Annotated in this window: 24 protein-coding genes; all 24 read right to left on the bottom strand. The window is 73.1% G+C overall.

What is annotated here, in order from left to right; translation table 11 throughout:
* Position 1 precedes the first annotated feature (1 nt).
* The 24 genes from pyrF to KJP73_RS05025 all read right to left on the bottom strand — a co-directional run bounded on the left by pyrF (position 2) and on the right by KJP73_RS05025 (position 25,845).
* Positions 2-859, bottom strand: coding sequence for an orotidine-5'-phosphate decarboxylase (gene pyrF, locus KJP73_RS05140; protein WP_213281707.1), 858 nt, complete (start codon positions 857-859; stop codon positions 2-4).
* The gene (carB, locus tag KJP73_RS05135; RefSeq protein WP_213281706.1) at positions 856-4,215 is read right to left on the bottom strand and encodes a carbamoyl-phosphate synthase large subunit; all 3,360 of its coding nucleotides are present in this window, start codon (positions 4,213-4,215) and stop codon (positions 856-858) included. The genes pyrF and carB overlap by 4 nt, the downstream gene beginning before the upstream one ends.
* Positions 4,215-5,444 carry a glutamine-hydrolyzing carbamoyl-phosphate synthase small subunit gene (carA, locus tag KJP73_RS05130; RefSeq protein ID WP_213281705.1) on the bottom strand — a complete coding sequence of 410 codons (1,230 nt, stop codon included), beginning with the start codon at positions 5,442-5,444 and terminating at the stop codon, positions 4,215-4,217. The genes carB and carA overlap by 1 nt, the downstream gene beginning before the upstream one ends.
* Positions 5,441-5,983: a hypothetical protein gene (locus KJP73_RS05125; protein WP_213281704.1), complete on the bottom strand. Its 543-nt coding sequence runs from the start codon at positions 5,981-5,983 to the stop codon at positions 5,441-5,443. Before KJP73_RS05125 ends, carA begins: the two co-directional genes overlap by 4 nt.
* Positions 5,983-7,347 (bottom strand): dihydroorotase, encoded by a 1,365-nt coding sequence (locus KJP73_RS05120; RefSeq protein ID WP_213281703.1) that lies wholly within the window; start codon positions 7,345-7,347, stop codon positions 5,983-5,985. The genes KJP73_RS05125 and KJP73_RS05120 overlap by 1 nt, the downstream gene beginning before the upstream one ends.
* Positions 7,344-8,381, bottom strand: a complete 1,038-nt coding sequence (locus KJP73_RS05115; protein ID WP_213281702.1) for an aspartate carbamoyltransferase catalytic subunit — start codon at positions 8,379-8,381, stop codon at positions 7,344-7,346. Before KJP73_RS05115 ends, KJP73_RS05120 begins: the two co-directional genes overlap by 4 nt.
* Entirely contained in the window at positions 8,378-8,971 is a 594-nt protein-coding gene (gene pyrR, locus KJP73_RS05110) for a bifunctional pyr operon transcriptional regulator/uracil phosphoribosyltransferase PyrR (protein ID WP_213281701.1), read from the bottom strand. The genes KJP73_RS05115 and pyrR overlap by 4 nt, the downstream gene beginning before the upstream one ends.
* A gap of 191 nt (positions 8,972-9,162) precedes the next feature.
* Positions 9,163-9,579, bottom strand: coding sequence for a transcription antitermination factor NusB (nusB, locus tag KJP73_RS05105; RefSeq protein WP_213281700.1), 417 nt, complete (start codon positions 9,577-9,579; stop codon positions 9,163-9,165).
* A gap of 1 nt (position 9,580) precedes the next feature.
* Entirely contained in the window at positions 9,581-10,144 is a 564-nt protein-coding gene (gene efp / locus KJP73_RS05100) for an elongation factor P (protein WP_213281699.1), read from the bottom strand.
* A gap of 121 nt (positions 10,145-10,265) precedes the next feature.
* Complete coding sequence (locus tag KJP73_RS05095) at positions 10,266-10,721, bottom strand: hypothetical protein (protein WP_213281698.1); 456 nt, start codon at positions 10,719-10,721, stop codon at positions 10,266-10,268.
* Positions 10,718-11,389, bottom strand: coding sequence for a SatD family protein (locus KJP73_RS05090; RefSeq protein ID WP_213281697.1), 672 nt, complete (start codon positions 11,387-11,389; stop codon positions 10,718-10,720). Before KJP73_RS05090 ends, KJP73_RS05095 begins: the two co-directional genes overlap by 4 nt.
* Positions 11,390-11,502: 113 nt before the next feature.
* A complete protein-coding gene (gene aroB, locus KJP73_RS05085) occupies positions 11,503-12,627 on the bottom strand; it encodes a 3-dehydroquinate synthase (protein ID WP_213281696.1) in 1,125 nt (374 codons plus the stop codon).
* Complete coding sequence (locus KJP73_RS05080; protein ID WP_213281695.1) at positions 12,624-13,190, bottom strand: shikimate kinase; 567 nt, start codon at positions 13,188-13,190, stop codon at positions 12,624-12,626. The genes aroB and KJP73_RS05080 overlap by 4 nt, the downstream gene beginning before the upstream one ends.
* Positions 13,187-14,377 carry a chorismate synthase gene (gene aroC / locus KJP73_RS05075; RefSeq protein ID WP_213281694.1) on the bottom strand — a complete coding sequence of 397 codons (1,191 nt, stop codon included), beginning with the start codon at positions 14,375-14,377 and terminating at the stop codon, positions 13,187-13,189. The genes KJP73_RS05080 and aroC overlap by 4 nt, the downstream gene beginning before the upstream one ends.
* 99 nt (positions 14,378-14,476) lie before the next feature.
* Positions 14,477-15,247, bottom strand: a complete 771-nt coding sequence (locus KJP73_RS05070) for a hypothetical protein (protein ID WP_213281693.1) — start codon at positions 15,245-15,247, stop codon at positions 14,477-14,479.
* Positions 15,247-15,927: a PilN domain-containing protein gene (locus KJP73_RS05065; protein WP_213281692.1), complete on the bottom strand. Its 681-nt coding sequence runs from the start codon at positions 15,925-15,927 to the stop codon at positions 15,247-15,249. Before KJP73_RS05065 ends, KJP73_RS05070 begins: the two co-directional genes overlap by 1 nt.
* On the bottom strand, positions 15,924-16,988 hold the full coding sequence (gene pilM, locus KJP73_RS05060; RefSeq protein ID WP_249669109.1) for a type IV pilus assembly protein PilM: 1,065 nt from the start codon (positions 16,986-16,988) through the stop codon (positions 15,924-15,926). Before pilM ends, KJP73_RS05065 begins: the two co-directional genes overlap by 4 nt.
* Positions 16,989-17,084: 96 nt before the next feature.
* Positions 17,085-17,882, bottom strand: a complete 798-nt coding sequence (locus KJP73_RS05055; protein WP_213281691.1) for a prepilin peptidase — start codon at positions 17,880-17,882, stop codon at positions 17,085-17,087.
* A 4-nt stretch (positions 17,883-17,886) separates the two neighbouring features.
* The gene (locus KJP73_RS05050; RefSeq protein ID WP_213281690.1) at positions 17,887-19,779 is read right to left on the bottom strand and encodes a pilus assembly PilX family protein; all 1,893 of its coding nucleotides are present in this window, start codon (positions 19,777-19,779) and stop codon (positions 17,887-17,889) included.
* The gene (locus KJP73_RS05045; protein ID WP_213281689.1) at positions 19,776-20,543 is read right to left on the bottom strand and encodes a PulJ/GspJ family protein; all 768 of its coding nucleotides are present in this window, start codon (positions 20,541-20,543) and stop codon (positions 19,776-19,778) included. The genes KJP73_RS05050 and KJP73_RS05045 overlap by 4 nt, the downstream gene beginning before the upstream one ends.
* Positions 20,543-22,399, bottom strand: a complete 1,857-nt coding sequence (locus KJP73_RS05040) for a type IV pilus modification PilV family protein (RefSeq protein ID WP_213281688.1) — start codon at positions 22,397-22,399, stop codon at positions 20,543-20,545. Before KJP73_RS05040 ends, KJP73_RS05045 begins: the two co-directional genes overlap by 1 nt.
* Positions 22,400-22,484: 85 nt before the next feature.
* The gene (locus KJP73_RS05035; RefSeq protein WP_349628285.1) at positions 22,485-22,937 is read right to left on the bottom strand and encodes a type II secretion system protein; all 453 of its coding nucleotides are present in this window, start codon (positions 22,935-22,937) and stop codon (positions 22,485-22,487) included.
* Between the two features lie 198 nt (positions 22,938-23,135).
* Positions 23,136-24,362: a type II secretion system F family protein gene (locus KJP73_RS05030; RefSeq protein WP_213281687.1), complete on the bottom strand. Its 1,227-nt coding sequence runs from the start codon at positions 24,360-24,362 to the stop codon at positions 23,136-23,138.
* Between the two features lies 1 nt (position 24,363).
* Positions 24,364-25,845, bottom strand: coding sequence for a type IV pilus twitching motility protein PilT (locus KJP73_RS05025; protein ID WP_249669108.1), 1,482 nt, complete (start codon positions 25,843-25,845; stop codon positions 24,364-24,366).
* Between the last annotated feature and the right edge of the window lie 28 nt (positions 25,846-25,873).

Genomic DNA, 25,873 nt, shown 5'->3' with positions numbered 1-25,873 from the left:
GTCAGCGCAGGGCCGCGCCCGCCGCGTCCGCCGCCGCGCGGGCGGCGTCCCGGAGCGCCCGGGGGTCCGGGCCCGCCGCGAGCACCCCGCGGGAGCTCGACGCGAGCACCGCCGAGCGGGCGGCGCCGAACACCGCGGCCAGCTCCGCCGGGCCGGCTCCCTGCGCGCCGACGCCGGGCGCCAGGAGCGGGCCCCGGACGGCCGCGAGGTCGACCCCGAGGCGGGCCGCCGCGTCGCCGATGGTGGCCCCGACGACCAGACCGACGGACCCGAGGTCGCCCCCGGCCCGCGCGAGCTCCGCCGCGTTGGCCTCGGCCGCCTCCCGCGCGACCCGGTCCGCGACCGCCACCCCGTCGGCGTCGCGGGCGTGCTGCACCGCGGGCCCCTCGGGGTTGGAGGTCAGCGCGAGCACGAACAGCCCGCGTCCCGTGGCCAGGGCCGCCTCGACCGCCGGCGCCAGCGAGCCGAACCCCAGGTACGGCGACACCGTCAGCGCGTCGCCGGCCAGGGGCGACCCGTCGCGCAGGTACGCGTCCGCGTAGGCGCCCATGGTCGAGCCGATGTCCCCGCGCTTGGCGTCCACGACGACCAGCGTGCCGGTGTCCCGGCCGGCGGCCACGACCTCCTCCAGCACGGCGACGCCCGCGGACCCGTGCCGCTCGAAGAACGCCGACTGCGGCTTCACCGCGGCGACCCGCCCGCCGACGGCCTCCATGACGGTCAGCGCGAACCGGCGCAGACCCTCGGCGGAGTCCGGCAGCCCCCACGCATCGAGCAGCGAGACGTGCGGGTCGATGCCGACGCACAGCGGGCCGTGCTCGGCCGTCGCCGCCGCGAGGCGGGCGCCGAACGGCCTCACGCCGTCACCGCCGCCGCGCCGGCCGCCTCCGCACGGGCCTCCGCGACCGCGGCCCGGCGTGCCGCGGTGGCCGCGTCGTGCTCCTGCAGGCTCGCGACCCGGAACGGGCCCGCGGTGACGGCCTCGATGGCCTGCACCGCGGCACCGAGCTGCTGCACCGTGGTCACGATGGCCTTGTCGGCCGCGGTCGTGGCCGCGCGGATCTCGTACCCGTCGGCGCGGGCGCCCTGGCCGGACGGCGTGTTGACGACCATCTCGACCTCGCCGGCGGTGATGAGGTCGACGATCGTCGGCTCCCCCGCCGGGCCGCGGCCCCGCGAGAACTTCCGGACGACGGTCGACGCGATGCCGTTGCGCTTCAGCACCGTCGCGGTGCCCTCGGTCGCGAGGATCTCGAACCCGAGCTCGACCAGGCGCTTGACCGGGAACACGATCGAGCGCTTGTCCCGGTCGGCCACCGAGATGAACGCCTTGCCGGACGTCGGCAGACCGCCGAAGGCCGCCGACTGGGACTTCGCGAACGCCGTCGGGAAGTCGGTGTCGAAGCCCATGACCTCGCCGGTGGACCGCATCTCCGGGCCGAGCACGGTGTCGACCACCGTGCCGTCGCCGGTGCGGAACCGCTTGAACGGCAGCACGGCCTCCTTCACGGCGATCGGCGCGTCCAGGTCCAGGACGCTCGCGTCGTCGGCGGGCAGGACGCCCTCGCGGCGCAGGTCCGCGATCGACCGGCCCGTCATGATGAGCGCCGCCGCCTTGGCCAGCGGCACCCCGGTGGCCTTCGAGACGAACGGCACCGTGCGGGACGCCCGCGGGTTCGCCTCCAGGACGTAGAGCACGTCGGAGACCAGCGCGAACTGGATGTTGAGCAGCCCGCGCACGCCGACGCCCGACGCGATCGCCTCGGTCGAGGTGCGGATGCGCTGCAGCTCGGCCTCCGACAGCGTCACCGGCGGGAGCACGCACGCGGAGTCGCCGGAGTGGATGCCGGCCTCCTCGATGTGCTCCATGACGCCGCCGAGGAACAGCTCGGTGCCGTCGTACAGCGCGTCGACGTCGATCTCGATGGCGTCGTCCAGGAACCGGTCGATCAGCAGCGGGGGCAGCGAGCCGCCCCGCGCGGTGGCGTCGGCCAGCGCCCGCTCGACGTACTCGGTCAGCTGCTCGTCGGAGTACACGATCTCCATGCCGCGGCCGCCGAGCACGTAGGACGGGCGGACCAGCACCGGGTAGCCGATGCGGGCGGCCGTCTCGCGCGCCACGGGCAGCGTCGTCGCGGTGCCGAACGCCGGCGCGGGCAGCACCGCGGCGGCCAGCACGGCGCCGAACGCCCCGCGGTCCTCGGCGGCGTCGATGGCCTTCGGGGGCGTGCCCAGGATCGGCAGGCCCGCGTCCTCCAGCCGCTGCGCGAGCGACAGCGGGGTCTGGCCGCCGAGCTGCACGATGATGCCCGCGACCGGTCCGGCGGCCTTCTCGGCCTCGTAGACCTCGAGGACGTCCTCGAACGTCAGCGGCTCGAAGTACAGGCGGTCCGCCGTGTCGTAGTCGGTGGACACCGTCTCGGGGTTGCAGTTGACCATGACGGTCTCGAACTCGCCCTTGAGCGCCAGCGTCGCGTGCACGCACGAGTAGTCGAACTCGATGCCCTGGCCGATGCGGTTCGGGCCCGAGCCGAGGATCAGCACCGCGGGACGCTCGCGCGGGGCGATCTCCGTCTCCTCGTCGTAGGACGAGTAGTGGTACGGCGTGCGGGCGGCGAACTCGGCGGCGCAGGTGTCGACCGTCTTGTAGACCGGCCGGACGCCCAGGGCGTGCCGGACGCCGCGCACGACGTCCTCGCTGTCCCCGCGCAGCGCTGCGATCTGCGTGTCCGACAGCCCGTGCCGCTTGGCGCGGGCGAGCACGGCGCGGCTCAGCTCCGGCGCGGCGGCCGTCTCGGCGGCCACCTCGTTGATCAGCTGCACCTGGTCGAGGAACCAGGGGTCGATCCCCGTGCGGGCGTACACCTCGTCGACCGTGACGCCGGCGCGGAGCACCTGCTGGACGTCGACCAGGCGGTGCTCGGTCGGCCGCGAGATGGTCCCGACGAGCGCGTCGAGCGCCTCCCCGGTCAGCGGCTCGTCGTCCCAGTGGAACGTCGACCCCTTCCGGTCCAGGGACCGCATCGCCTTGCCGAGCGCCTCGGTGAAGTTGCGTCCGAGGGCCATCGCCTCGCCGACCGACTTCATGGTCGTGGTGAGCGTCGGGTCGGCCGCCGGGAACTTCTCGAACGCGAACCGCGGCACCTTGACCACGACGTAGTCGAGCGTGGGCTCGAAGGAGGCCGGGGTGGAGCCCGTGATGTCGTTCGGGATCTCGTCCAGCGTGTAGCCGACGGCCAGTCGGGCGGCGATCTTCGCGATCGGGAACCCGGTGGCCTTCGACGCCAGCGCGGAGGAGCGGGACACGCGCGGGTTCATCTCGATGACGATGATCCGGCCGGTGTCCGGGTGGATCGCGAACTGGATGTTGCAGCCGCCGGTGTCGACGCCGACCTCGCGGATGACCGCGATGCCGATGTCGCGCAGCCGCTGGAACTCGCGGTCCGTCAGGGTCAGCGCCGGGGCCACGGTGACGGAGTCGCCGGTGTGCACGCCGACCGGGTCGACGTTCTCGATAGAGCAGACGACCACGACGTTGTCGTTCTTGTCGCGCATCAGCTCGAGCTCGTACTCCTTCCAGCCGAGGATCGACTCCTCCAGGAGCACCTCGGTGGTCGGCGAGTAGTGCAGGCCCTGGCCGACGATCCGGCGCAGGTCGGCCTCGTCGTAGGCGATGCCGGAGCCCAGCCCGCCCATCGTGAACGACGGGCGCACGACCACGGGGTAGCCGAGGTCCTGCACGGCGGCCAGCGCGTCGTCGATGGTGTGCACGATCGCGGACCGCGCGGACTCGCCGCCGCAGACCTCGACCACCTGCTTGAACTGCTCGCGGTCCTCGCCCTTCTGGATGGCGGGGATGTTCGCGCCGATCAGCTCGACGCCGTACTGCTCGAGCACGCCGGCCTCGTCCAGCGCGATCGCGGCGTTGAGCGCGGTCTGGCCGCCCAGCGTCGGCAGGATCGCGTCCGGGCGCTCCTTGGCGATGATCGTGGTGAGGACCTCGGTCGTGATCGGCTCGACGTAGGTGGCGTCGGCGAACTCCGGGTCGGTCATGATCGTGGCCGGGTTGGAGTTCACGAGGACGACCCGCAGGCCCTCCTCCTTGAGCACGCGGCACGCCTGGGTGCCGGAGTAGTCGAACTCGGCGGCCTGGCCGATGACGATCGGGCCGGAGCCGATGACGAGGACGCTGTGGATGTCGGTGCGGCGAGGCATCAGGCGCCGGCTCCCTTCGGGGTCGCGGGGTCGGTGGCCTGACCGGCGGCGGCGGCGCCGGCGGCCGGGTCGCGCATCAGGTCGAGGAACCGGTCGAACAGGTAGGCGGCGTCGTGCGGGCCGGCCGCGGCCTCCGGGTGGTACTGGACGGAGAACGCGGGCAGGTCGAGCGCCGCGAGGCCCTCCACCACGTCGTCGTTCAGGTCGACGTGCGAGACCGTGACCCGGCCGTAGCGGCCGCCGTCGTGCGGGGCGACCGACACCTCGTCGAGCGGGGCGTCGACGGCGAAGCCGTGGTTGTGCGCGGTGATCTCCACCCGGCCGGTGGCGCGGTCGAGCACCGGCTGGTTCACGCCGCGGTGCCCGTAGCCGAGCTTGTAGGTCCCGTACCCGAGGGCCCGGCCGAGGATCTGGTTTCCGTAGCAGATGCCGAAGAACGGGATCCTCCGGTCCAGCACCTCGCGGAGCAGCTCGACCTCGTGCGTCGCGGCACCCGGGTCGCCGGGGCCGTTCGAGAAGAACACGCCGTCGGGGGCGGTCGCGAGCACGTCGTCGATCGACGACAGCGCGGGCAGCACGTGCACCTCGATGCCCCGCTCGGCCATCCGCTGCGGGGTCATCGACTTGATGCCGAGGTCCACCGCGGCGACGCGCGCCACGGGCTCGGTGAGCGGCTGCCCGTCCGGGCCGAGCGCCGGGACGACGTACGCGGCGTCGGTCGAGACCTCGCCCGCCAGGTCGGCGCCGGCCATCTGCGGGCGCTCGCGCACCTCGGTGACCAGGTCCTCGGCGGCGCGCGGGCGGCCCGCGGCGTCGAGCAGCGCGTCGCCGGACACGATGGCCGCTCGCATCACGCCGCGCTCGCGCAGGTGCCGGGTCAGCGCCCGGGTGTCGACGCCGGAGATGCCGACGACGCCCTGCGCGGCCAGCTCCTCGTCGAGCGTCCGGCGGGACCGCCAGCTCGACGCGCGGCGCGCGGGGTCGCGCACCACGTAGCCGGACACCCAGATGCGGCCCGACTCCGGGTCCTCGTCGTTCACGCCGGTGTTGCCGATGTGCGGCGCCGTCATCACGACGATCTGGCGGTGGTAGCTGGGGTCGGTGAGCGTCTCCTGGTACCCGGTCATGCCGGTGTTGAAGACGATCTCGCCCCAGGTCTGGCCGGTGGCCCCGTAGGACTCGCCGGCGAACGTCCGCCCGTCCTCGAGGACCAGCAGTGCGTCCGTCATCGTGTCTCCTCCGGCCCGCTCGCGGCGGGCGTCGATCCGATCAGTTCCTGGGCGGCCGCGCGCAGCTCGTCCCGCTCGTGCGGGTGCCGCAGGCGCAGGCCCGTGTCGAGGCCGCGGGGGTCGCGCTGCGGGTCGGGCACCCAGGTCAGCACGACCAGGCCCTCCCCGCCGACCACCTTTCCGGCCATGCCGCCGGACGTGCCGACCGCGCGCAGCGCCGCGCGCGGGACGAACACGTCCGGCGCGCCTCGTCGTCGTACGACCACGCCCGCGTCGTGCACCTGCACCTGGGCGACGGACCGTACGCCGAGGCCGTGCGCGCCGACCCGGTCCAGCCAGTCGCCCGCGCGGGTGCTCGAGACGTAGACGCCGTCGAACGCGGCGGTCCGAGCGGCGCCGAGCTCCGCCTCGTCCGGGACCGCCGGCGGGGCGGGGACCTCGCTCGTGCCGCGCTGCAGGCGCCGCCAGCCCTTCACCATGCCGAGCAGCAGGGCGACGCCGAGCACGACGAGGATCGTGACGGAGAGCCAGGGCGGCATCAGGGCGTCACCCGCCCCGCGGCGAACGGCGCGCCGTGCCGGCTGCCGGTCGCGTCGTCCTGCGGCACGCCGTCGAGCACCGTGGCGCGCCCGCGCAGGAACGTCGCGACGACCCGGCCCGGGAGCTCCCGGCCGCGCAGCGGCGAGTTCGCCGAGGCGGTCGCCTGCTGCTCCGGCTCGACCACCCGGCGGGCGGCGGGGTCGACCAGCACGAGGTTCGCGGGCTCCCCCACGGCCACGGGGCGGCCGTGGCCCTCGACGCGGCCGATGCGCGCCGGGTTCGCCGACAGCACCCGGGCGACGTCCGCCCAGGTCATGCGGCCGGTGTCGACCATCGTCTGCTGCACGACGGACAGCGCGGTCTCCAGGCCGGTCATGCCGAACGCGGCGGCCGCCCACTCGCAGTCCTTGTCCTCGCGGGTGTGCGGGGCGTGGTCGGTCGCGACGATGTCGATCGTCCCGTCCGCGAGCCCCGCGCGGACCGCGTCCACGTCGGCCTGCGTGCGCAGCGGCGGGTTCACCTTGAACACCGGGTCGTAGCCGCGCGCCTCCTCGTCGGTGAGGACCAGGTGGTGCGGCGTCACCTCGGCGGTCACGTCGATGCCGCGGGACTTGGCCCAGCGGATGATCTCCACCGAGCCGGCGGTCGACAGGTGGCAGACGTGCAGCCGCGAGCCGACGTGCTCGGCCAGCAGCACGTCGCGGGCGATCACCGCCTCCTCCGCCACCGCGGGCCAGCCGGCCAGGCCGATCTCCGCGGATACCACGCCCTCGTGCATCTGGGCGCCCTCGGTGAGCCGCGGCTCCTGGGCGTGCTGGGCGACGACCCCGTCGAACGCCTTCACGTACTCCAGCGCGCGGCGCATCAGCACGGGGTCGTGCACGCACTTCCCGTCGTCGGAGAACACCCGGACGCGGGCGGCCGAGTCGGCCATCGCGCCCAGCTCGGCCAGGTGCTCCCCCGCCAGCCCGACGCTCACGGCGCCGACCGGGTGCACGTCGACCCAGCCGGCCTCGCGGCCGAGCCGCCACACCTGCTCCACCACGCCCGCCGTGTCCTGCGTCGGGGTCGTGTTCGCCATCGCGTGCACCGCGGTGAACCCGCCGACCGCCGCGGCGCGCGTGCCGGACGCGATGGTCTCGGCGTCCTCCCGCCCGGGCTCGCGCAGGTGGGTGTGCAGGTCGACCAGGCCGGGCAGCAGCACCATGCCGGTCGCGTCGATCACGTGCAGGTCGTCGGGAGCGTTCTCGCTCGCGTCCCCCGCCTCCGCGCCGATCGCCGCGACCAGGCCGCCGGCGATCAGCACGTCCGTGCGCTCGCCACCGAGCGGGGCCACGTCCTTGAGCAGGTACTGCGTGGTCATCGTGCGCTCACCTCGGTGGTCGTGCGGGTCTGGATCGTGGGCACCGCGCCGGTGGCGGGCGCCGCGCCGGTGTCGCCGTCGCCCGCGAGCAGCAGGTACAGCACGGCCATCCGCACCGCCACGCCGTTCGCGACCTGCTCGACGATCACCGCGCGCGGGGAGTCGGCCGCGTCCGCCGAGATCTCCAGCCCGCGGTTCATCGGGCCGGGGTGCAGCACGATCGCGTGGTCGGGCAGGGTCGCGAGGCGGCGCGCGTCGAGGCCGTACAGCCGCGTGTACTCCAGCGGGCTCGGGAAGAACCCGCCGCCCGCCGTCGACATCCGCTCGCGCTGCACGCGGAGCATCATCACCGCGTCCGGGCCCTGGGCGAGCACGTCGTCCAGCCGGTAGGACACCTCCGCCGGCCACGGGCCCACGCCGACGGGCAGCAGCGTCGGCGGCGCGACCAGGGTCACCCGGGCGCCGAGCGTGTGCAGCAGGTCGACGTTCGACCGGGCGACGCGGCTGTGCAGGACGTCCCCGACCACCGCGACGTGCAGCCCGGCGAGGTCGTTGCCGACGCCGTCCGGGTTGGCCGCGTCGCCCGTGAGGTGCCGCCGGATGGTGAACGCGTCCAGGAGCGCCTGCGTGGGGTGCTGGTGCATCCCGTCGCCGGCGTTGACCACCGCGGCCTCGGTCCAGCCGGCGTGCGCGAGGGTGTGCGGCGCGCCCGACGCCTGGTGCCGGATCACGATCGCGTCCGCGCCCATCGCCTGCAGGGTCAGCGCGGTGTCCTTGAGCGACTCGCCCTTGGACACGCTCGACCCCTTGGCCGAGAAGTTGATGACGTCCGCGCTCAGCCGCTTGGCGGCCGTCTCGAACGAGATGCGCGTGCGAGTGGAGTCCTCGAAGAACAGGTTCACCACCGTGCGGCCGCGCAGCGTCGGGAGCTTCTTGATCTGCCGGCCCTGCGTCGCGGCCATCTGGGCGGCCGTGTCCAGCACGCGGATCGCCGCCGCGCGGTCCAGGTCCGTCGTCGAGAGCAGGTGCCTCATCGCGCGCCCCCCTCGATCAGCACGGCGGTGCGGCCGTCGGTCTCGGCCATGAGCACGCGGACGCGCTCGACCGTCGACGTCGGGAGGTTCTTCCCGACGAAGTCCGCCCGGATCGGCAGCTCCCGGTGCCCCCGGTCGACCAGCGCCGCGAGCTGCACCGCGCGCGGGCGGCCCAGGTCGTTCAGGGCGTCCAGCGCCGCGCGGATCGTGCGGCCGGAGTACAGCACGTCGTCGACCAGCACCACGACCTTGCCGTCGATGCCGCCCGCGGGGACGCTCGTCGCGCCGATCGTGCGGGTGGGGTGCTGCGCCAGGTCGTCGCGGTACATCGTGACGTCGAGGCTGCCGACGATCTGCTCCGCGACCAGGCCGGGCTCGACGGCCGCCAGCCGCTCGGCCAGCCGGTGCGCCAGCGGGACGCCGCGGGTCGGGATGCCGAGGACGACGAGGTCGTCGCCGCCCTTGTTGCGCTCGAGGATCTCGTGGGCGATGCGCGTCAGCGCGCGGGCCACGTCCTGCTCGCCGAGCACGACGGTCGCGGTGGTGCCTGCGACGCTGTCGTCGCCGGGCACGGGGGTACCGGAGGTCATCCGGGCCGCTCCTTCCCCGCCTCACTGGACGGTGTTAAAGGAATGCCTGTCCCGGGCACCTTACAGGGCGCACCGACGCGGGGGCGGTGGCGTCCACGCCGGGCGGCCCGTGACCCTCACCACGCCCGCGCCCGGACGCACGACGGCCCCCCGCCCGGGAGGGCAGGGGGCCGTGCGAGGCGATGGGGGCGTCAGGCCAGCAGGGTCGGCTTGAGGTCGACCAGGCGGCCCAGGAGGCCGTTCACGAAGCCCGGGCTCTCGTCCGTGGACAGGCTGCGCGCGAGCTCGACGGCCTCGTCCACGGCGACCGCGTCGGGCACGTCGTCGTTGAACAGGATCTCCCAGGCGCCGATCCGGAGGAGCTCCCTGTCGACGGCCGGCATGCGCTCGATCGTCCAGCCGTGCGAGTGCGTGGCGATGACCTCGTCGATCCGCGCCCGCTGCGCCTGCACGCCCTCGACCAGCTCGACCGAGTACTGCGGCAGCGCCGCCTCGGTGCCGGGCTGGGCGATCCGGTCCGCGAGCAGGGTCAGCGGGTCGAGCCGGCGCTGCTCCGCCTCGAAGAGGACGTCGAGGGCCCGCTTGCGGGCCTTGGTGCGTGCACCCACGTCAGTCGTTCACGCGACCCAGGTAGCTGCCGTCACGGGTGTCGACCTTGACCTTGGTGTCCGACTCCAGGAACAGCGGGACCTGGATCTGGTAGCCGGTCTCCAGCGTCGCGGGCTTCGTGCCGGCCGAGGAGCGGTCGCCCTGCAGGCCGGGCTCGGTGTACGTCACCATGAGCGTGACCGACGGCGGCAGCTCGACGTAGAGCGGCACGCCCTCGTTGGTCGCGACCATCGCGTTCGTGCTCTCGAGCATGAAGTTCGCGGCGTCGCCCACGGTCGCCGCCGGGACGGTGATCTGGTCGTAGGTGTCCGTGTCCATGAACACGAAGTCGTCGCCGTCCTTGTACAGGTACTGCATGTCGCGCTTGTCGACGTTCGCGGTCTCGATCTTCAGGCCCGCGTTGAACGTGCGGTCGACGACCTTGCCCGACAGCACGTTCTTGAGCTTGGTCCGGACGAACGCACCGCCCTTGCCGGGCTTCACGTGCTGGAACTCGATGACCGTCCAGAGCTGGCCGTCGATCTTCAGCACGGTGCCGTTCTTCAGGTCGTTCGTCGTCGCCACGTGTCGCTGCTTCCTGTCCTGGGGTGCGTCGGTCGGCCGCCACGGGCGTCCGCGAGGCGGGACGGGGCTGGGCCGCCGACCATCGTACCGTGCAGGAGCGGACGGCCGCTGCGCGCCGTGCTCAGCGCGTCAGCAGCCAGCGGCCCAGCACGCCGAGGCCCGCCGCCCACACCAGGGACGCCAGCGTCCCGATGACGAACCGCTCGGACACGGCCGGGTCGTCTCCGGTGCGCAGCTCCGGGTAGCGGCCGAGGCCCTTGATCGCCACGACGACCGCGACGCCGCCGGGCTCGCCGGCGAGCAGCGTGCCGGTGACGGCGAGCCGCTCCAGGACGCCGATCCAGGTGCCGCCGCGCAGCTTCGCCCGGGCGCGGTCGCCGTCGGGCCCGTCGTCGGCGGAGCGGGCGGGCTGGTCGTCCGCGGCGCGCGGTCGGCGACGCGACCCCCGCGGGGCCCGCCTGCGGCCACCGCCCGTCCGGTCGGCCAGCACCAGCACGCCGGCGGCGGCGACCCACCCGAGCCCCGCGCTGACCGCCAGCGCGGCCACGACGACGACGGCGCCCCACAGCGGTGTCACGCGTCCTCCTCGGTCCGGCCCGGGTGCCCATCGTCATCGGTCGCGGCGGCGAGCCGGAGCAGGCGCGCCGCGGCCGGCCGGGCGGCGACCTCCTCGAACCACAGGGCGGTGCGCAGCCGCTCGCTCACGGCCTGCTGGCTGATGCCGAGCGCCGCTGCGACGTCCTCCTGGCGCGGGGCCGCTCCCCCGGGCTCGGTGGTCATCCGGTCGGCCACGGACCAGCCGGCGGGGGTCCGGCGGGCGACGACCGCGCCGAGCAGGGTGAGCACCGCCTCCGCCTCGGCCGCCACGTCCGGCCGCGCGCCGCGCACGGCGACCGGCACGGTGCGCGCCCGGGACTTCGCCGCGTCGACGGCCTCGCGGGCGTGGATGAACGCGGCGCCGGACGCCTCGCGCGACGACGCCGGGAGCGGCCGGTCGACCGGGCCCGCGCCGATGCCGACGCTCCAGCCGCCGGCCCGCACCAGGTGCAGCGTGAGGGCGACGACCAGGCCGGGGTCGGCGAGCACGCCCTGGACCTCGTCGCCGACCGTCCGCTCGAACGGCAGGACGACCGCGTCCTGCGCGGCGCGGGTGAGCGGGGAGTCGGCGGCGAGGCCCGCGAGCAGGTCGGACACCCGGTCGCCGACGGTCCGGCTGCCCTCCTGGTCGATCGTCAGCACCCACATGCGGACAAGGCTAGGGCCTTGTACGTGCGCTTACAAGGCGTGGACCTTGTACGGCGCGCTACAAGGCTGAGAGCTTGTGCGGCGCGCGGACAAGGACGCAGCCCTGTCGGTGCTCAGCCGAGCGACAGCCCCCGCGGGGTGCTCGCGCCCTCCGAGATTTCCGCGTACGCCGCGACCAGCAGCGTCGGGTCCGGGCCCTCCAGCCGCGCCGGCCGCGCGACGTCCTCCAGCACCACGAACCGCAGCAGGTCCCCGCGGGTCTTCTTGTCCCGCCGCATCGCCGCGTGCAGCTGGTCCCACCGGTCGCCGCGGTACGTGGTCGGCAGGCCGAGGCCCGAGAGGATCGACCGGTGCCGCGCCACGACCGCGTCGTCCAGCCGGCCGGCCAGGCGCGCGAGCTCCGCCGCGTAGACCATGCCGACGGACACCGCCGCGCCGTGCCGCCACGAGTACCGCTCGACGTGCTCGATCGCGTGCCCCAGGGTGTGCCCGTAGTTGAGGATCTCCCGCAGCCCGGCCTCCCGGAGGTCCTCCCCCACGACCCTGGCCTTCACGGCGACGGCGCGCTCGACCAGCTCGGCCAGCACCTCGGAGCCCGCGGCCCGCACCGGGTCGGTGATCTCCGGCCCGTGCTGCTCGACCAGCTCGAGGATGCGCGGGTCCGCGATGAACCCGCACTTCACGACCTCGGCGAGCCCGGCGACGTAGTCGTGCTTCGGCATGCTCTCCAGCGACGCCAGGTCGCACAGCACCCCGGCCGGGGCGTGGAACGTCCCCACCAGGTTCTTGCCCTCGACCGTGTTGATCCCGGTCTTGCCGCCGACCGCGGCGTCGACCATCGCCAGCAGGGTCGTCGGCACGTGCACGACCTTGACGCCGCGCAGCCAGGTGGACGCGACGAACCCCGCGAGGTCCGTCGTCGCGCCGCCGCCGAGCCCGATGATCGCGTCGCTGCGCGTGAAGTCCGCCTGCCCGAGCACCTGCCAGCAGAACGCGGCCACCTGGGCCGACTTCGCCGGCTCCGCGTCCGGCACCTCGGCGAGCAGCGCCTCGTAGCCGTGGGCCGTCAGGTCGTCGCGCACGGCGTCGGCGGTCGTCGCCAGCGCCGCGGGGTGGATGACCAGGACCTTGCGGACGCCCTCGCCGAGCAGGCGCGGCAGCTCGCCCAGCAGGTGCCGGCCGATCACCACGTCGTACGGCCGCTCGCCGCTGACCTCGACCGTGCGCGTGCCGCTCATCGTCCGCCCTCGCTCCCGCCGCGCTGGTCCGCCAGCGCCTCCTCGATCCGCTCCGCCACCTGGGCGGGGGTGATGCCGTCCGTCGACACGACGAGCGTCGCGACCCGCTGGTACACCGGCCGCCGCTCGTCCATCAGCGCCTGCCACCGGGCCCGCGGGTTGCCGAGCAGCAGCGGACGGGACTGGTTGAACCCCACCCGCGGCGCGGCGTGCCGCAGCGTCACGTCGAGGAACACCACCACGCCGCCCGCGTCCCGGTACGCCGCCAGCGCGTCCTGCGTCGCCGGGTGCAGCACAGCACCGCCGCCGAGCGCCAGCACCCCGTCGTGCTCGGCCAGGGCGACCCGCACCGCCTCGTGCTCGAGCTCGCGGAACCGCGGCTCCCCGTCGTCCACGAAGATCTCCGCGACCGGCTTGCCGGCCGCCGCCTCCACGTCGGCGTCGGTGTCCCGCGGTGCGAGCTGCCACCGCCGCGCGAGCGCCTGGGCGACCGTCGACTTGCCCGAGCCGGGCGGGCCGACCAGGACGACGCGCGGGCGGGCGCCGGTGCCGGCGGAGGTCATCGCAGCAGGTCGGGGATCGACGCGACGTACGCCTCGAGGTTGCGGCGCACCTCGCCGACCGAGTCGCCGCCGGTCTTCTCGAGCAGCGCGTCCGCGACCACGAGGGCGACCATCGCCTCGGCCACCACGGCCGCCGGCGGGACCGCGCAGACGTCGGAGCGCTGGTGCTGCGCCTGGGCCGGCTCGCCCGTCGCGGTGTCGACCGTCGCCAGCGCGCGCGGCACCGTCGAGATCGGCTTCATCGCGGCGCGGACCCGCAGGACCTCGCCGTTGGTCATGCCGCCCTCGATGCCGCCCGCGCGGTTGGTGCGGCGCCGGATCAGGCCGTCGGCGTCGCGCTCCATCTCGTCGTGCGCCTGCGAGCCCCGGCGCGTCGCCGTGCGGAAGCCGTCGCCGACCTCGACGCCCTTGATCGCCTGGATGCCCATGAGCGCGCCCGCGAGCCGCGCGTCGAGGCGCCGGTCGGCGTGCACGTACGAGCCGAGGCCGGACGGCAGCCCGTACACGAGCACCTCGACCACGCCGCCGAGCGTGTCGCCGTCCTTGTGGCACTGGTCGATCTCCGCGACCATCGCCGCCGACGTCGCCGCGTCGAAGCAGCGCACCGGGTCGCCGTCCAGCGCCGCCACGTCGTCGGGGGTCGGCAGCGTCGCGTCCTCCGGGGCGCTCACCGGGCCGATGCCGACGACGTGCGACACCAGCCGCACGCCCGCCGCCTGCTCCAGGAACCGCGCCGCGACCGTGCCCAGCGCGACCCGGGCCGCGGTCTCCCGCGCCGAGGCCCGCTCCAGCACCGGGCGCGCGTCGTCGAACGCGTACTTGCGCATGCCCACCAGGTCCGCGTGGCCCGGGCGGGGGCGCGTCAGCGGGGCGTTGCGGGCGCGGTTCAGCTTCTCCGGGTCGTCCACCGGGTCGGACGACATCACGTCGACCCACTTCGGCCACTCGGTGTTGCCGATCTCGATCGCCACCGGGCCGCCCTGGGACTCGCCCAGGCGCACGCCGCCGAGGATGCGCACCTCGTCCTGCTCGAACTTCATGCGCGCGCCGCGGCCGTAGCCCAGCCGCCGGCGCGCCAGCGCGTCCCGGATGTGGGCCGACTCGACCTCGACCCCCGCGGGGAGGCCCTCCAGGACGCCCACCAGGGCGGGACCGTGCGACTCACCGGACGTCAACCAACGGAGCATGTCCGGGATCCTCCCATGTCGCGGGCGCACGACCGCGCCCCGGTCCACGTCGTGGGCCGGGGCGCGGGGTGGTGCTGGGGTGGTGCTGGGGTGCCGCGGTCAGCCGACCGGGGCGAACGGGTTGGGCTGGCCCGACGGGACCGGCAGGGCGGCGCCCGTCTCCGGCTCGACCACGACGGTCGACCCGTCGGTCAGGACGTAGGCGTAGCCGGTGATGGTGAGCTCCACGTCGCCCGCGGCCGTCGCCGGCCGACCGCCGCTGGCACCCTGGGCCTCCTGGGTCTGCGCGGTGATCGACGACACCAGGTACAGGCGGCTCGCGTTGCTCTGCACCGAGCGCAGGAACGCCACGGAGCCGTCGTAGGACCCCACCGAGTTGATGGTGATCGGCACCGTGTAGAGCCCGGACACCGCGGTCGGGGCCGGCGCCGTCGTGGCGGCGGCGTCGTCCGTCACCTCGGTCGTCGTGGTGTCCTCGGCGGCGGCGTCCGCGACCGGGGCGGCCGCGGCGGCTGCGGAGACGAACACCTGCGGCACGCTCGGGGCCACCGACGTGATCGTGACGCCGGACGCGGTCGCCAGCGCCTGCAGCTCGCGGCTGATGCTCGCGCCGTCGCCGGTCACCGGCATCTCGAGGCGCAGGGCGGCCAGCTCGGCCTTGAACTCGTCGAGGTGCGTGAAGTCGTCGGCGAGCTTGACGATCTCCAGCTCGAGGAGGTCGTTCTGCTGCCGCTGCTGCTCGGCCGACATGGTGTCCTCGGCGGCCTTGGTCATCACCGGCTCGACGAGCAGCAGCCAGACGCCCGCCAGCAGCACCAGCGCCAGGAAGACGGTCCCGGCGATCCACACCTTCGCGCTCAGCTGGCGCATCACTCGGCCTCCGGCTCGAAACGGCCCGAGAGGGCCGACGGGAGCAGGTCGACGGTCGCCGTCACCTGGTAGTAGACGACGCCCTCCTCCTCGCTCAGGGTCGCGGACGAGAACCAGGGGTTGGTCAGACCCGGCACGGTCTCGATCGCGTCGATCCACGCTGCGGTGTCCGGCAGGGTCAGCGAGCGGGCGGTGAAGGTGATCTGCCCGATCGTGCCCGTGGTCAGGGCGTCGACGCTGCCGGTGTAGGGCTGCGCCGGCGTGCCCGCGTTGACGGCGATGGTGTCGTACGAGACGCCCGCCGGCGTGACCGCCCGCATGGCCTCGAGGTAGTCGGGCCAGAGGATCTCCGTCGACATGGCCTGCTGCCGCGCCGCCTTCGCCGCGTCGATGGCCGACAGCGTCTGCGGCACCTCCGCGTACTGCTCCTTCTCGGCCTGCAGCCTGGTGGTCTCGGCCTGCACCGTCGCCAGCTCGTCGGCCGCCTGGCCCGCGAGCCACAGCGAGCCGGCGTAGCCGAGCATGCCGATCAGGACGACGACCAGGAGGGTCAGCGCGAGCAGCTTCTTCAGCGACGCCAGGCGGCGGCCGCGGGTGACCTCGGAGGGCAGCAGGTTGACCTGCGGCCAGCTGACGACCGGGACCGCGTCCGGCCGCCGCGTGGGGCTGATGACGCTCATGCCGCCACCCCCATCGCGAGACCGAGGGGCACCACGTAGGTGGCGGGCTCGGCACCCAGCGAGCGCGGGTCGACGCCCTTGGCCAGCGGCAGGTGGGCCAGCGGCTCCCCCACCACGACCTGCACGCGGGCAGCGCTCGCGAGGTACTGCCCGAGGCCGGGGAGGAACGCGCCTCCGCCGGACAGGACGATCTGCTGCACGGCTCCTCCGGGGTTGCTGCTGGCGTAGTAGACGAGCGTGTTGCGCACCGCGTCGACCAGGCCGGTGGTGACCTCGGCGACGATCTGCTTCGCGCCCAGGTCCTCCTGCGCGGTGGCGAGCCCGACGCCGACCTCGCGCTTGAGCCGCTCGGCCTCCTGCGGCGGCAGGTCGAGCGTGCTGGACAGGGCCTCCGTCACGTCGTGCCCGCCAGACGGCAGGATGCGGACGAAGCGCGGGTGCCCGTCGACGGCGATCGAGACGTTGGTGACGCGGGCGCCGATGTCGACGAACGCGACGACACCGGCACCGAACCCGGACCGCGTCTGCAGCCGGGCCACCGCGAACGCGTTGAGGTCCACCATCGTCGGGCGCAGCCCCGCCTGCTCGACCGCGCGCGTGTTCGCGAGCACCGTCTCGGCGGTCGCGGCGACCAGCAGCCCGTGCAGCTGCGGACCCTCGGCACCGGTGCTGGAGCTGACCGGGTAGAAGTCGAGCAGAGCGTCCTCCGCGGCCACCGGGATCAGGCCCTCGACCTGGAACGGCAGGGCCGCCCGCAGCTGCGCCGGCGGCAGCGCCGGCATGTCGAGCTCGCGGACCAGCACGCGCTGGTTGCCGACGCCGATCACGACGTCCTTGCTGGAGAACTTCTTCTCGGCCCACAGCTGCTTGAGCGCGGTCGAGACGGTCGCGGGCTCGGCGACCTCGCCGTCGTGCACCGCCCCCCACGGGAGCGGGACGAACCCGGCCCGCAGCACGCGGCCCGGCGCGCCCTTGGCGGCACCGCCGCCGTCGAACTCGACCTCGGCCGCCCGCACACCGGTGGTGCCGATGTCGAGCCCGATCACCCGGGTCTTTGCCACCTGGCCGTCTCCTGTCGGTCGTGCTGCCGTGCCGAGCGGCACGCTGAGTGGTCTATCGGTCCTGCGGGGCGGATCTTGAGGCGGGGCCCGGGCGACTCAGGCGAAGGCACCCAGATAGGCGTCCCACAGCGGCTCGCCTGCGACGATGCCGACCGCGGCGCCGAGGAGCATCCACGGCCCGAACGGGATCCCGGAGCCACGCCTCGCCCGGCCCGTCACGAGGAGCCCGACGGCGAACAGCCCGCCGAGCAGGAAGGTGGCGAACCACCCGATCAGGACGGCACCCCAGCCGATCCAACCGAGGTACAGCCCGAGCACGCCGGCGAGCTTGACGTCGCCGAAGCCCATCCCCGCGGGGTACACCAGCAGCACCACGAGGTAGAACACGAACAGCGCGGCACCCGCGATCACCGCCCGCACCAGCGCGCCCCAGTCGGACGGATACCCCGGGGCCCACGACGCCAGCGCCAGCAGCGCGAGGGCCACCGGGTAGGACGGCAGGACGATCGCGTCCGGCAGCCGGTGCACGTCGAGGTCGATGAGAGCCAGGGCCAGCGACACCGCGGCCAGGTATGCCAGCGCCGGCAGCAGCCACGGCGTGTCCTGGGCCCAGCACCACCAGGCGGCGAGCACGAACAGCACCCCGGTCGCGGCCTCCACGAGCGGGTACCGGGCCGCGATCGGCTCGCCGCAGTCCCGGCAGCGCCCGCGCAGCAGCAGCCACGACAGCACCGGCACGTTGTCCCGGCCACGGATCGCGTGCCCGCAGCGGGGGCACGCGCTCGCCGGCGACACCACGGACTCGCCGCGCGGCACCCGCCACACCACGACGTTCAGGAACGACCCGACCGCGAGCCCGACGAGGCCGGACAGGGCGAGGACCAGCGGCAGCACCCGGTCAGCCTCTCATCGCGGGCGGCGTGTTGATCTCACCGCTGTACCGCAGGGTCCACTGCGCGTTCGCCCAGGTCGGGAAGTACGGCGGCCGGCTGTACACGAGGCGGGTGTCGTACTGGTAGAGCTTGGAGTACCCGTTCATGCCCGTCTGGTTGTTCTCACCGACGATGCCGCGCCAGCGCTGGGCGATCGAGCCCCAGACGCGAAGCTGACCCGCGGACCCGCCCACGTCGTACTTCTGCACCAGGAACGAGTGCTGCAGCGTCTGGATCGACCCGGCGATGAGGATGCCGTCGGACGGCTCGTTCGTCGTGGTCCCCGGCACCCGGTACCGGGTGGGCCACCCCGTGACCTCGGACTCGCCGGACTTGCTGCCCCAGCTGTACGACCAGCCGTTGCAGTTGCCCCTTCTGTCCCAGCTGGAGCACGTGCTCGTCGAGCTCACCGTGACCTTGCGCGGGTGGAAGACCTCCACGGAGTTGGTCGCGACGAGCCCGAGCATGTCGTCGCTCGCGGTGGTGTGGCCGCCCGCGAGGACCAGGTCGCCCGTGGCGATCACCGACTGCTCCGCGGAGAGCGTCACGCGGCCGTTGAGGATGCCCTCGGCGTACAGGTTGCCCTGCCCGCAGAACTTGGTGGTCTCCGCCATGTTCGTGTCGTACGTGTAGGTCTGGTTGTTGCCCGTCGGCGGGTTGCCGGTGTAGTTGCCGATCGGCAGCTCCGCACCGGACGGTCCGCCGATCTCACCGCCGTAGCACTGACGGCTTGCCGTGCCGGACGACGCCGCGTAGATGACCATCTCGTCCGGGACGGCGATCGTGACGCCCTCGGGCTTGTTCAGGTCGACCACCGAGCCGCACACCGGCTTGCTGCCGCCGGGCGGCTCGATCGCCACGGGCGCCTTGCCGCCGTTCACCGACGTCTTGTTCCAGACGGTCATCTTGCCGTCGGCGAGGAACTTCACCCGGGTGGCGCCGAAGTAGTGGCAGCCCGGGTTCGTGGCGAACGCCGTCGAGTTGTCCACCAGGTACTTCGGGGTGGAGTACCGGGGCTGCTCGCCGAAGTTCGCGGTGCTGCCGGACCGCAGGCAGCTGGCGTTCCAGGTCGACTGGTTGCTCGTGGCGTTCTGGCACTTGGGATCCGCGGTCTCGAAGCCCTGCTGGAACGTGGCGCCCGTGCTGTAGATCGTGTCGTTCGAGAAGACGTCGCCGTTGAGCGTGTCCGTCGAGATGAACTGGATCTCGACGCACGGGTCCGGGTCGCGGTTCTCGTACCAGTACTTCGCGAGCGCGGTGCCGTCGCGCCCGCACGCCTGTGTCGGCGTCGACGGGTACGCCTGGACGTTCGAGGGGTCCGCCGACTCGAAGTCCGTGTAGTAGACGTAGTCGGTCGAGCCACCCATGCCGACGGTCGCCTGCACCGTCCGGTACACGCCGTTGGAGCGGCCCGTGACCGTGAGGAAGATCGTGCCCTCGGTGAGCTTCTTCGTCGCGTCGACCTGGTAGTGGAAGTAGGCGTCGCGCTTGCCGGTGGCTCCCGGCTGGACCGGCGCCCAGCCCACCGGTGTCGAGGTGCCCCAGCCGCAGCTGTTCGTCGACGTCGGCATCGGCCCCTTCCAGGCCGGGTTGGCGCAGTCGACCTGGAGCGCGTACGTGTCCTGGCTGTCGAGCCTGCTGATGAACTCGTCGACCCCCGACTGGGCTGCGCTCATCGCGGCGTTGAAGTCCTGGTCGTACCGGGCGAACCGCTGGCTGCTCAGCGTGTACGTGAGCGCCGTCATCGCGAGCAGCGCGAGGACCAGCATCGAGCCGACGACGATGACGAGCGCCGCGCCCTCGTCGTCCCCGCGGAGCCGGCGCAGCACCCCGGCCGGCCTCCGTACCCGTCGGCTCATGGCGTCTCGTCCTCTCCTGCCTCGATGACCGCCTGGGCGTTCGGCAGCGTGATGCGCTGGATGTACGTGGTCGACCTCGGCGCCGTCGGGCTGGCGCTCTGGACCGTCAGCGTGACCTCGATGCCGACCACCTTCTTGAGGTCGTCGGCCGACAGGGTCCCGCCGGTCGGCGGCTTGAGCTCGTTGCCGTCGGCGCCCCAGTACGTGAACACGGACTTCCCCGTGCTCACCCCGCCCGTGTACTTCCGGACGGTGAGCCGGTTCTTGCAGTCGGTGCTGGCACCGGTGGCCTCGGCGTTGCAGTACTGGTAGCCGTTGATAAGGGAGCTCGGCGTCCACGGGTCGGGCCGCTGCACCTTCTCGACGAGCACGCCTTTGTCGGTGCCGCTCGTGGCGACCGTGTAGGTGATCCGGCTGGGACCGACCGCGTTCCCGGGGTTGTCCAGGTTGGCGAAGAACTGCGTCGTCAGGGCCCCACCCTGCAAGAAGGCCGACGTCGCCTCGCACGTCGCCGAGCAGCTGCCCAGCAGCTGGCTCGGCTTGACCGCGGTGCGCGTGGTCTTGCTGATCCGCTCCACCGCCGTGCGTGCCGCGTCGACCTGGTCCTGCCGGGCCGTGTTCTGCGCCGTGGTCCGCGTGAGGCTGATCGTGAGCGTGGCCGTCGCGGCGACGACGATGCCCAGGATCAGCATGACGACGAGCATCTCCGTCAGCGTGGCTCCGGCGTCGCGGCGAGCGAGCGCGCTCCTGATGCGTCGGCCCATCACGGCACCGACTTCAGGTTGACCGTGTACGGGACGCCGGTCCCGTCGACGGTGACGCTGCCGGCGGGCGAGCAGGTCTTGTTCGTGCTGTCGTGGACGAAGATCTGCCAGGTCCCGGCGGCGAGCGAGCCGGACGCGCTCGTGGTCTTCGCGGAGCTGGCGACCTTGGTCAGCGGGGTCGCTCCGGCGGGCACCCCGTTGGTGCACGTCATGGTGGTCGCGCCGGTCCAGGCGACGACGGAGTACCGGGGGTCCTTGTTGACGTTCGTCGCCGTGACCGTCGACGGCGTGGTCGCCCAGACCAGGACGTTGTCGGCGTCGTACGCCAGCACCTTCCAGTACTGCCCGGCCGGCACCCCGACGCACGGACCGCCGGCCGGTCCGTTGGTGACGTAGATGTACCAGCCGCCCGCCGGGATCACGACGGGACCGGTGCGCGCGGCGTCGAGGTTCACGGCGCTGCCGGTCACGGTGCCCGTCGGGCACGTGGTGAGCTTCGTCCCACCGACGAGCGTCGAGTCGACGGCCCAGATCGTGCCTGCCGGTGCGTTGTCGACGCGGATGGTGGTCTCGCCCCAGACGATCTCGCCGTTGTCGCCCGAGGTGAGCGCGACGGAGGACGGCCCGGGCGAGCAGGCGAAGGTCGGGCCCTTCGCGAAGAAGCCCCAGGTGCCCGGGAGCAGGGTCACAGCGTTCGGGTCGACCTGCCGCGCCGCGGGGTCGGTGCAGCTGGTGACCCCGGCGGGCGCCGCGTAGACGGCGGTGGTCCCGGCGGGCATCGCCGACAGCCTGAGGCGGGCGGTGGCCAGCACCGCGTCGAGCGTGATGGTGCCGCCCGGCGCGAGCTTCTGGGTGGTGTAGCCCGCGGCGGGCGGCGTCGTCCCGATGTAGGCGCCGTAGGTCGTGGGCCACAGGCCGGAGACGCTCGTGACGGGTCCGGTCGCGGTCACCGTGCGGGAGTTCGAGGCGCCGGAGGACTCGGACGCCACCAGCGTGATCTGCGCGCCGGCGGCCGACGCGGCGTCCAGCTGCGCGCCGGTGTCGTCCACCAGGCGCAGGTTGGCGGTGCCCGCCTTGTCGACCTGGAACACGACGCTGTTGTTGAGCTTGCCGGCCTGCAGCGTGCCGACGGCCTTGGACGGGGTGGGCGTCCCGGCGATGTCGACGTAGCCGCTCTCGGTGATCTTGGCGCTGTACGAGGTGCCTCCGGCTGCCGGCGTGACCTCGACGACCGCGCAGCCCTGCGCGTCCGTGGTGCCGGTGACCGTCGTGCTGCCGCCCGTGACCGCGACGGCGCGGCCCGGGTTCGGCGCCCCGGCGGAGTCCTTGACCCGCACGGCGACGAACGAGTCGGTGGTCGTCACGACGCCGTCGCCCTTCTCGGGAGCGAGGGACGCGCTGGTGGTGACCGGCTTGATCCCGCCCATGTTCGGCCAGGTGACCGTGACCGTGACGCCCAGCGTCGGGTACTTCACGAGCGTGCCGCCGTCGCAGGCGGAGGTGGCGTTGCCGGTGACGTTCCACTGCATCGAGGTACGCACCGTGTACGGCGTGCCGTCGACCACGAGCGGCTGACCGGCGGTGCCGCCCGTCAGCGGGCGCTTGTTCGTCTGCGTGCCGGCCGCTGCCATCTGGAGCGGCATGTCGTCGGTCCGGCGGAACTCCGCCCGGACCATGTCGATCTCGCGCGCGGCCAGGTTGGCGGCGGCCACGCGGCTGCGGTTGTTCTCGCCCGCCGACTGCGTCTGCAGCACGATCGTCAGGACGGCCGTGGAGAGGATGCCCAGGAGGACGCAGGCGATGACGACCTCGAGCAGGCTGGAGCCGCGGTCGCGGTCGGCGGGACGGCGTAGCACCGGGCGGTCCTCCTCGGGTCGTCGATGGTGGGGTGACGCAGATCGGGCGGGACCGGGAGTTCCCCGGTCCCGCCCGATCACGGCATCAGGCGCAGGCGTTGTTCTGCAGGCCCTTCTGAGCCGAGTAGCTGAACGTCTTGACCTTGCCGTCCGGGTTCGTCAGGTCCACGCACCAGGTCGTGGCCTTGTCGCCGGAGGCCGGGTACTTGATGCCCGACGCGCCCAGGGCGGTGCCGGTGGAGAGGTTGATCGTCGCCGTGTACGGGTTCGTCGTGGCGCCGTCCGTGATCGACAGGACGGTGCCCGTCACCGTGGCGGTCAGCGTGCCAGTACCGTCGACGTAGTAGGTGGCGATCTCCTTGCCCACGGTCGACACGTCGGCCTTGGTGGAGGTGTCGCGCGCCTTGGCCCGCTGGTTCATGAAGACCGGGATGGCGATCGCGGCGAGGATGCCGATGATGATCATGACGACGAGGAGCTCGACGAGGGTGAAACCCTTGTCCTTCTCGTCCATGGACTTGCGAATGCGAGCGAGCACGTCAGGCTCCCCTTCGACGGTGCGGGCGATGAATGTTCGGCTTCAATTCCAGCCACCCGGCTCCGAGAGCCTGGCGGATATCACTGCACTGCCTTCATCGGTGAGGACAGGGGGGTACTTGAGGGGCCCGTCGCGATTCACCCGCCCGCCGTAGGACAAAACGGACGCCTCACCCGCGAGGGTGAGGCGTCCGTGTCGTCACTGGATGGCGTTGTAGATGCTGAAGATCGGCATGTAGAGCGCGACGATCATGCCTCCGATGATCGAGCCGATGACCACGATCATGATCGGCTCGATGAGCGACGTGAGCTGCTCCGTCGTCGCCTCGACCTCCTGGTCGTAGAAGTCCGCGACCTTGTCGAGCATCGTGTCGAGCGCGCCGGTGTCCTCGCCGACGGCCATCATCTGCACCACCATCGGCGGGAACACCTTGTGGTGCGCCAGCGGTCCGGTCAGCGACTGCCCGGTGCGCACCGAGTCACGGACGTCCTTGACGGCGTTCGAGATGACGATGTTGCCGCTGGTGTCCCCGACGATGTCCAGGGCCTGCAGAAGCGGCACGCCGGCCCGGATCATCGTGCCGAAATTGCGTGTGAACCGCGCGATGGCGACCTTCTGGAACAATGCACCGAAGACCGGCACCTTGAGCTTGATGGGGTCGACGCGCTGGCGCACCCCCAGGTCGTTCTTGTGCTTGCGCCACCAGAAGGCGAACACGGCCGCGGCGATCGCCAGCGGGATCGCCGACCACTTCATGACGCCCGACAGCCACACGAGGACCTTCGTCGGCGCCGGCAGCTCCGCGCCCATGTCCGAGAACATCGTGGCGAACACCGGGACGATGAACATGAGCATGCCGATGACGGCGAGGATGGCGATCACGAACACGACGACCGGATAGGTCATCGCGGACTTGATCTTCCCGCGCAGCGCGACCTCGGCCTCGAAGTTCGCGGCGATCGAGAGCAGCACCTCTTCCAGGAAGCCACCGAGCTCGCCCGCCTTCACCATGTTGAGCATCAGCGGGGGGAACACCTCGCGGTGCCGCTCCAGCGCGGCCGACAGGGACAGACCGGTCTCGACGTCCGACCGCACGGTGCTCAGGATCTTGGCGAGCGCCTTGTTCTCGGTCTGGTCCGCCAGGATCGACAGCGCCCGCAGCAGGCTCAGGCCGGCCGCGACCATCGTCGCGAGCTGCCGCGCCATGACCGCGAGGTCCTTGGTCTTGACGCCGCTGCCGCCACCGATCCGGATCTCCCGGTTGAGGCCGGTGTTCGAGATCTCGTTGATCGCGACGGGCGCGATGCCCATCGTCTTGAGGCGGCCGGCGACCGCACCCTGGTGGGCGGCCTCGATCCGGCCCTTGACGATCTTCCCGCCGGTGTCGAGCGCCTGGTACTCGTAGGTGCGCAGCTCCATGGCCATGTCAGCGCTGTCCCATCTGCTGGCCGTAGCCCTGCGTGCCCGGCGCGGCGGACTGCAGGGACGCGGCGCCCTGGTTGATCGAGGTCGTCCGGCCCGTCAGCCGGTTGTAGTCCTCGGCGTTGTGGCACTTCTCGAGGCCGACCTCGTAGGTGATCTTGTGCGAGCGGACCAGGTCGGCCAGGTGCTGGTCCATCGTGTGCATGCCCTGCTGGGCGCCCGCCTGCATGGCGGAGTAGATCTGGTGCGTCTTGCCCTCGCGGATGAGGTTCCGGATGGCGGGGGTCGCGACCATGACCTCCGTGGCGACCACGCGCCCGGTGCCGTGCGACCGCTTGCACAGGGTCTGGCAGACCACGCCCTGCAGCGCGGAGGCGAGCTGCGTGCGCACCTGGTCCTGCTGGTAGGACGGGAACACGTCGATGATGCGGTCGATCGTCTGCGCGGCGTCCTGGGTGTGCAGGGTCGCGAACACGAGGTGACCGGTCTCCGCGGCCGTCAGCGCCACCGACATCGTCTCGAGGTCGCGGAGCTCGCCGACCAGGATGATGTCCGGGTCCTGCCGCAGCACGTGCTTGAGCGCCGCGGCGAACGAGTGCGTGTCCGCGCCGACCTCGCGCTGGTTGATGATCGACTTCTTGTGGCGGTGCAGGAACTCGATCGGGTCCTCGACGGTCATGATGTGGTCCGACCGCGTGCGGTTGGCCAGGTCCACCATCGACGCCAGGGTCGTCGACTTGCCGGAGCCCGTCGGGCCGGTGACGAGCACGAGCCCGCGCGGCAGGCCGGCGAACCCGCCGACGACCGGCGGCACGCCCAGCTCCTCGAGCGGCTTGATCTCGTAGGGGATGACACGGAACGCCGCGCCGATCGACTCGCGCTGCTGGTACAGGTTCACGCGGAACCGGGCGTGACCGCGCAGCGCGTACGCGAAGTCCAGCTCCAGCTCGCTCTCGAACTGCTCGCGCTGCTTCTGGGTGAGGATGGCGAACAGCGTCCGGCGCAGCGGCTCGGCGGCGAGCAGCTCGAAGCCCTCGAGCGGCATCAGGGTGCCGGAGACGCGCACCACGGGCGGCGCGCCGCTCGTCAGGTGCAGGTCGGACGCACCGAGCTCGACCATGCGGATGAGCGCGTCGTCCAGACGCAGGTCGCCCTCGACGGCCGCCTGCCCCATCCCGGAGCGCGCGGCGCCGGTGCGCATGGAGGCGCGGGTCGGCGCGGCGGCCGGTGCTCCGGCCGGTGCTCCGCCCGGCACACCGGGCGGCGGCGCGGTGGGCGTCGCGGTCGGCGGGACGTAGGGCGGCAGGCCGGCGGGCGCGCCGTACCCCGCCGGCATCCCGTACCCGGCGGGCGAGCCGGTCGGGGGCGTGCCCGGGTGCGGGGCGGCGGGGTGCGGCACGCCGGCGGTCGGCGCCGGCGGGTACGGCGCCACCGGGGGCAGGGCTCGCGTCGGGTCCTGCTGCGCGCCCGGGTAGGCCTCGCTCACCGTTCCACCTCCGTGTTCGCGCCCGGAC

Origin of the sequence: Cellulomonas hominis, assembly GCF_901521055.1 — a bacterium.
GTDB lineage: Bacteria > Actinomycetota > Actinomycetes > Actinomycetales > Cellulomonadaceae > Cellulomonas > Cellulomonas endometrii.
Note: the sequence above shows the minus strand (reverse complement) of the source record. Positions and strands in the feature narration are given on the sequence as shown.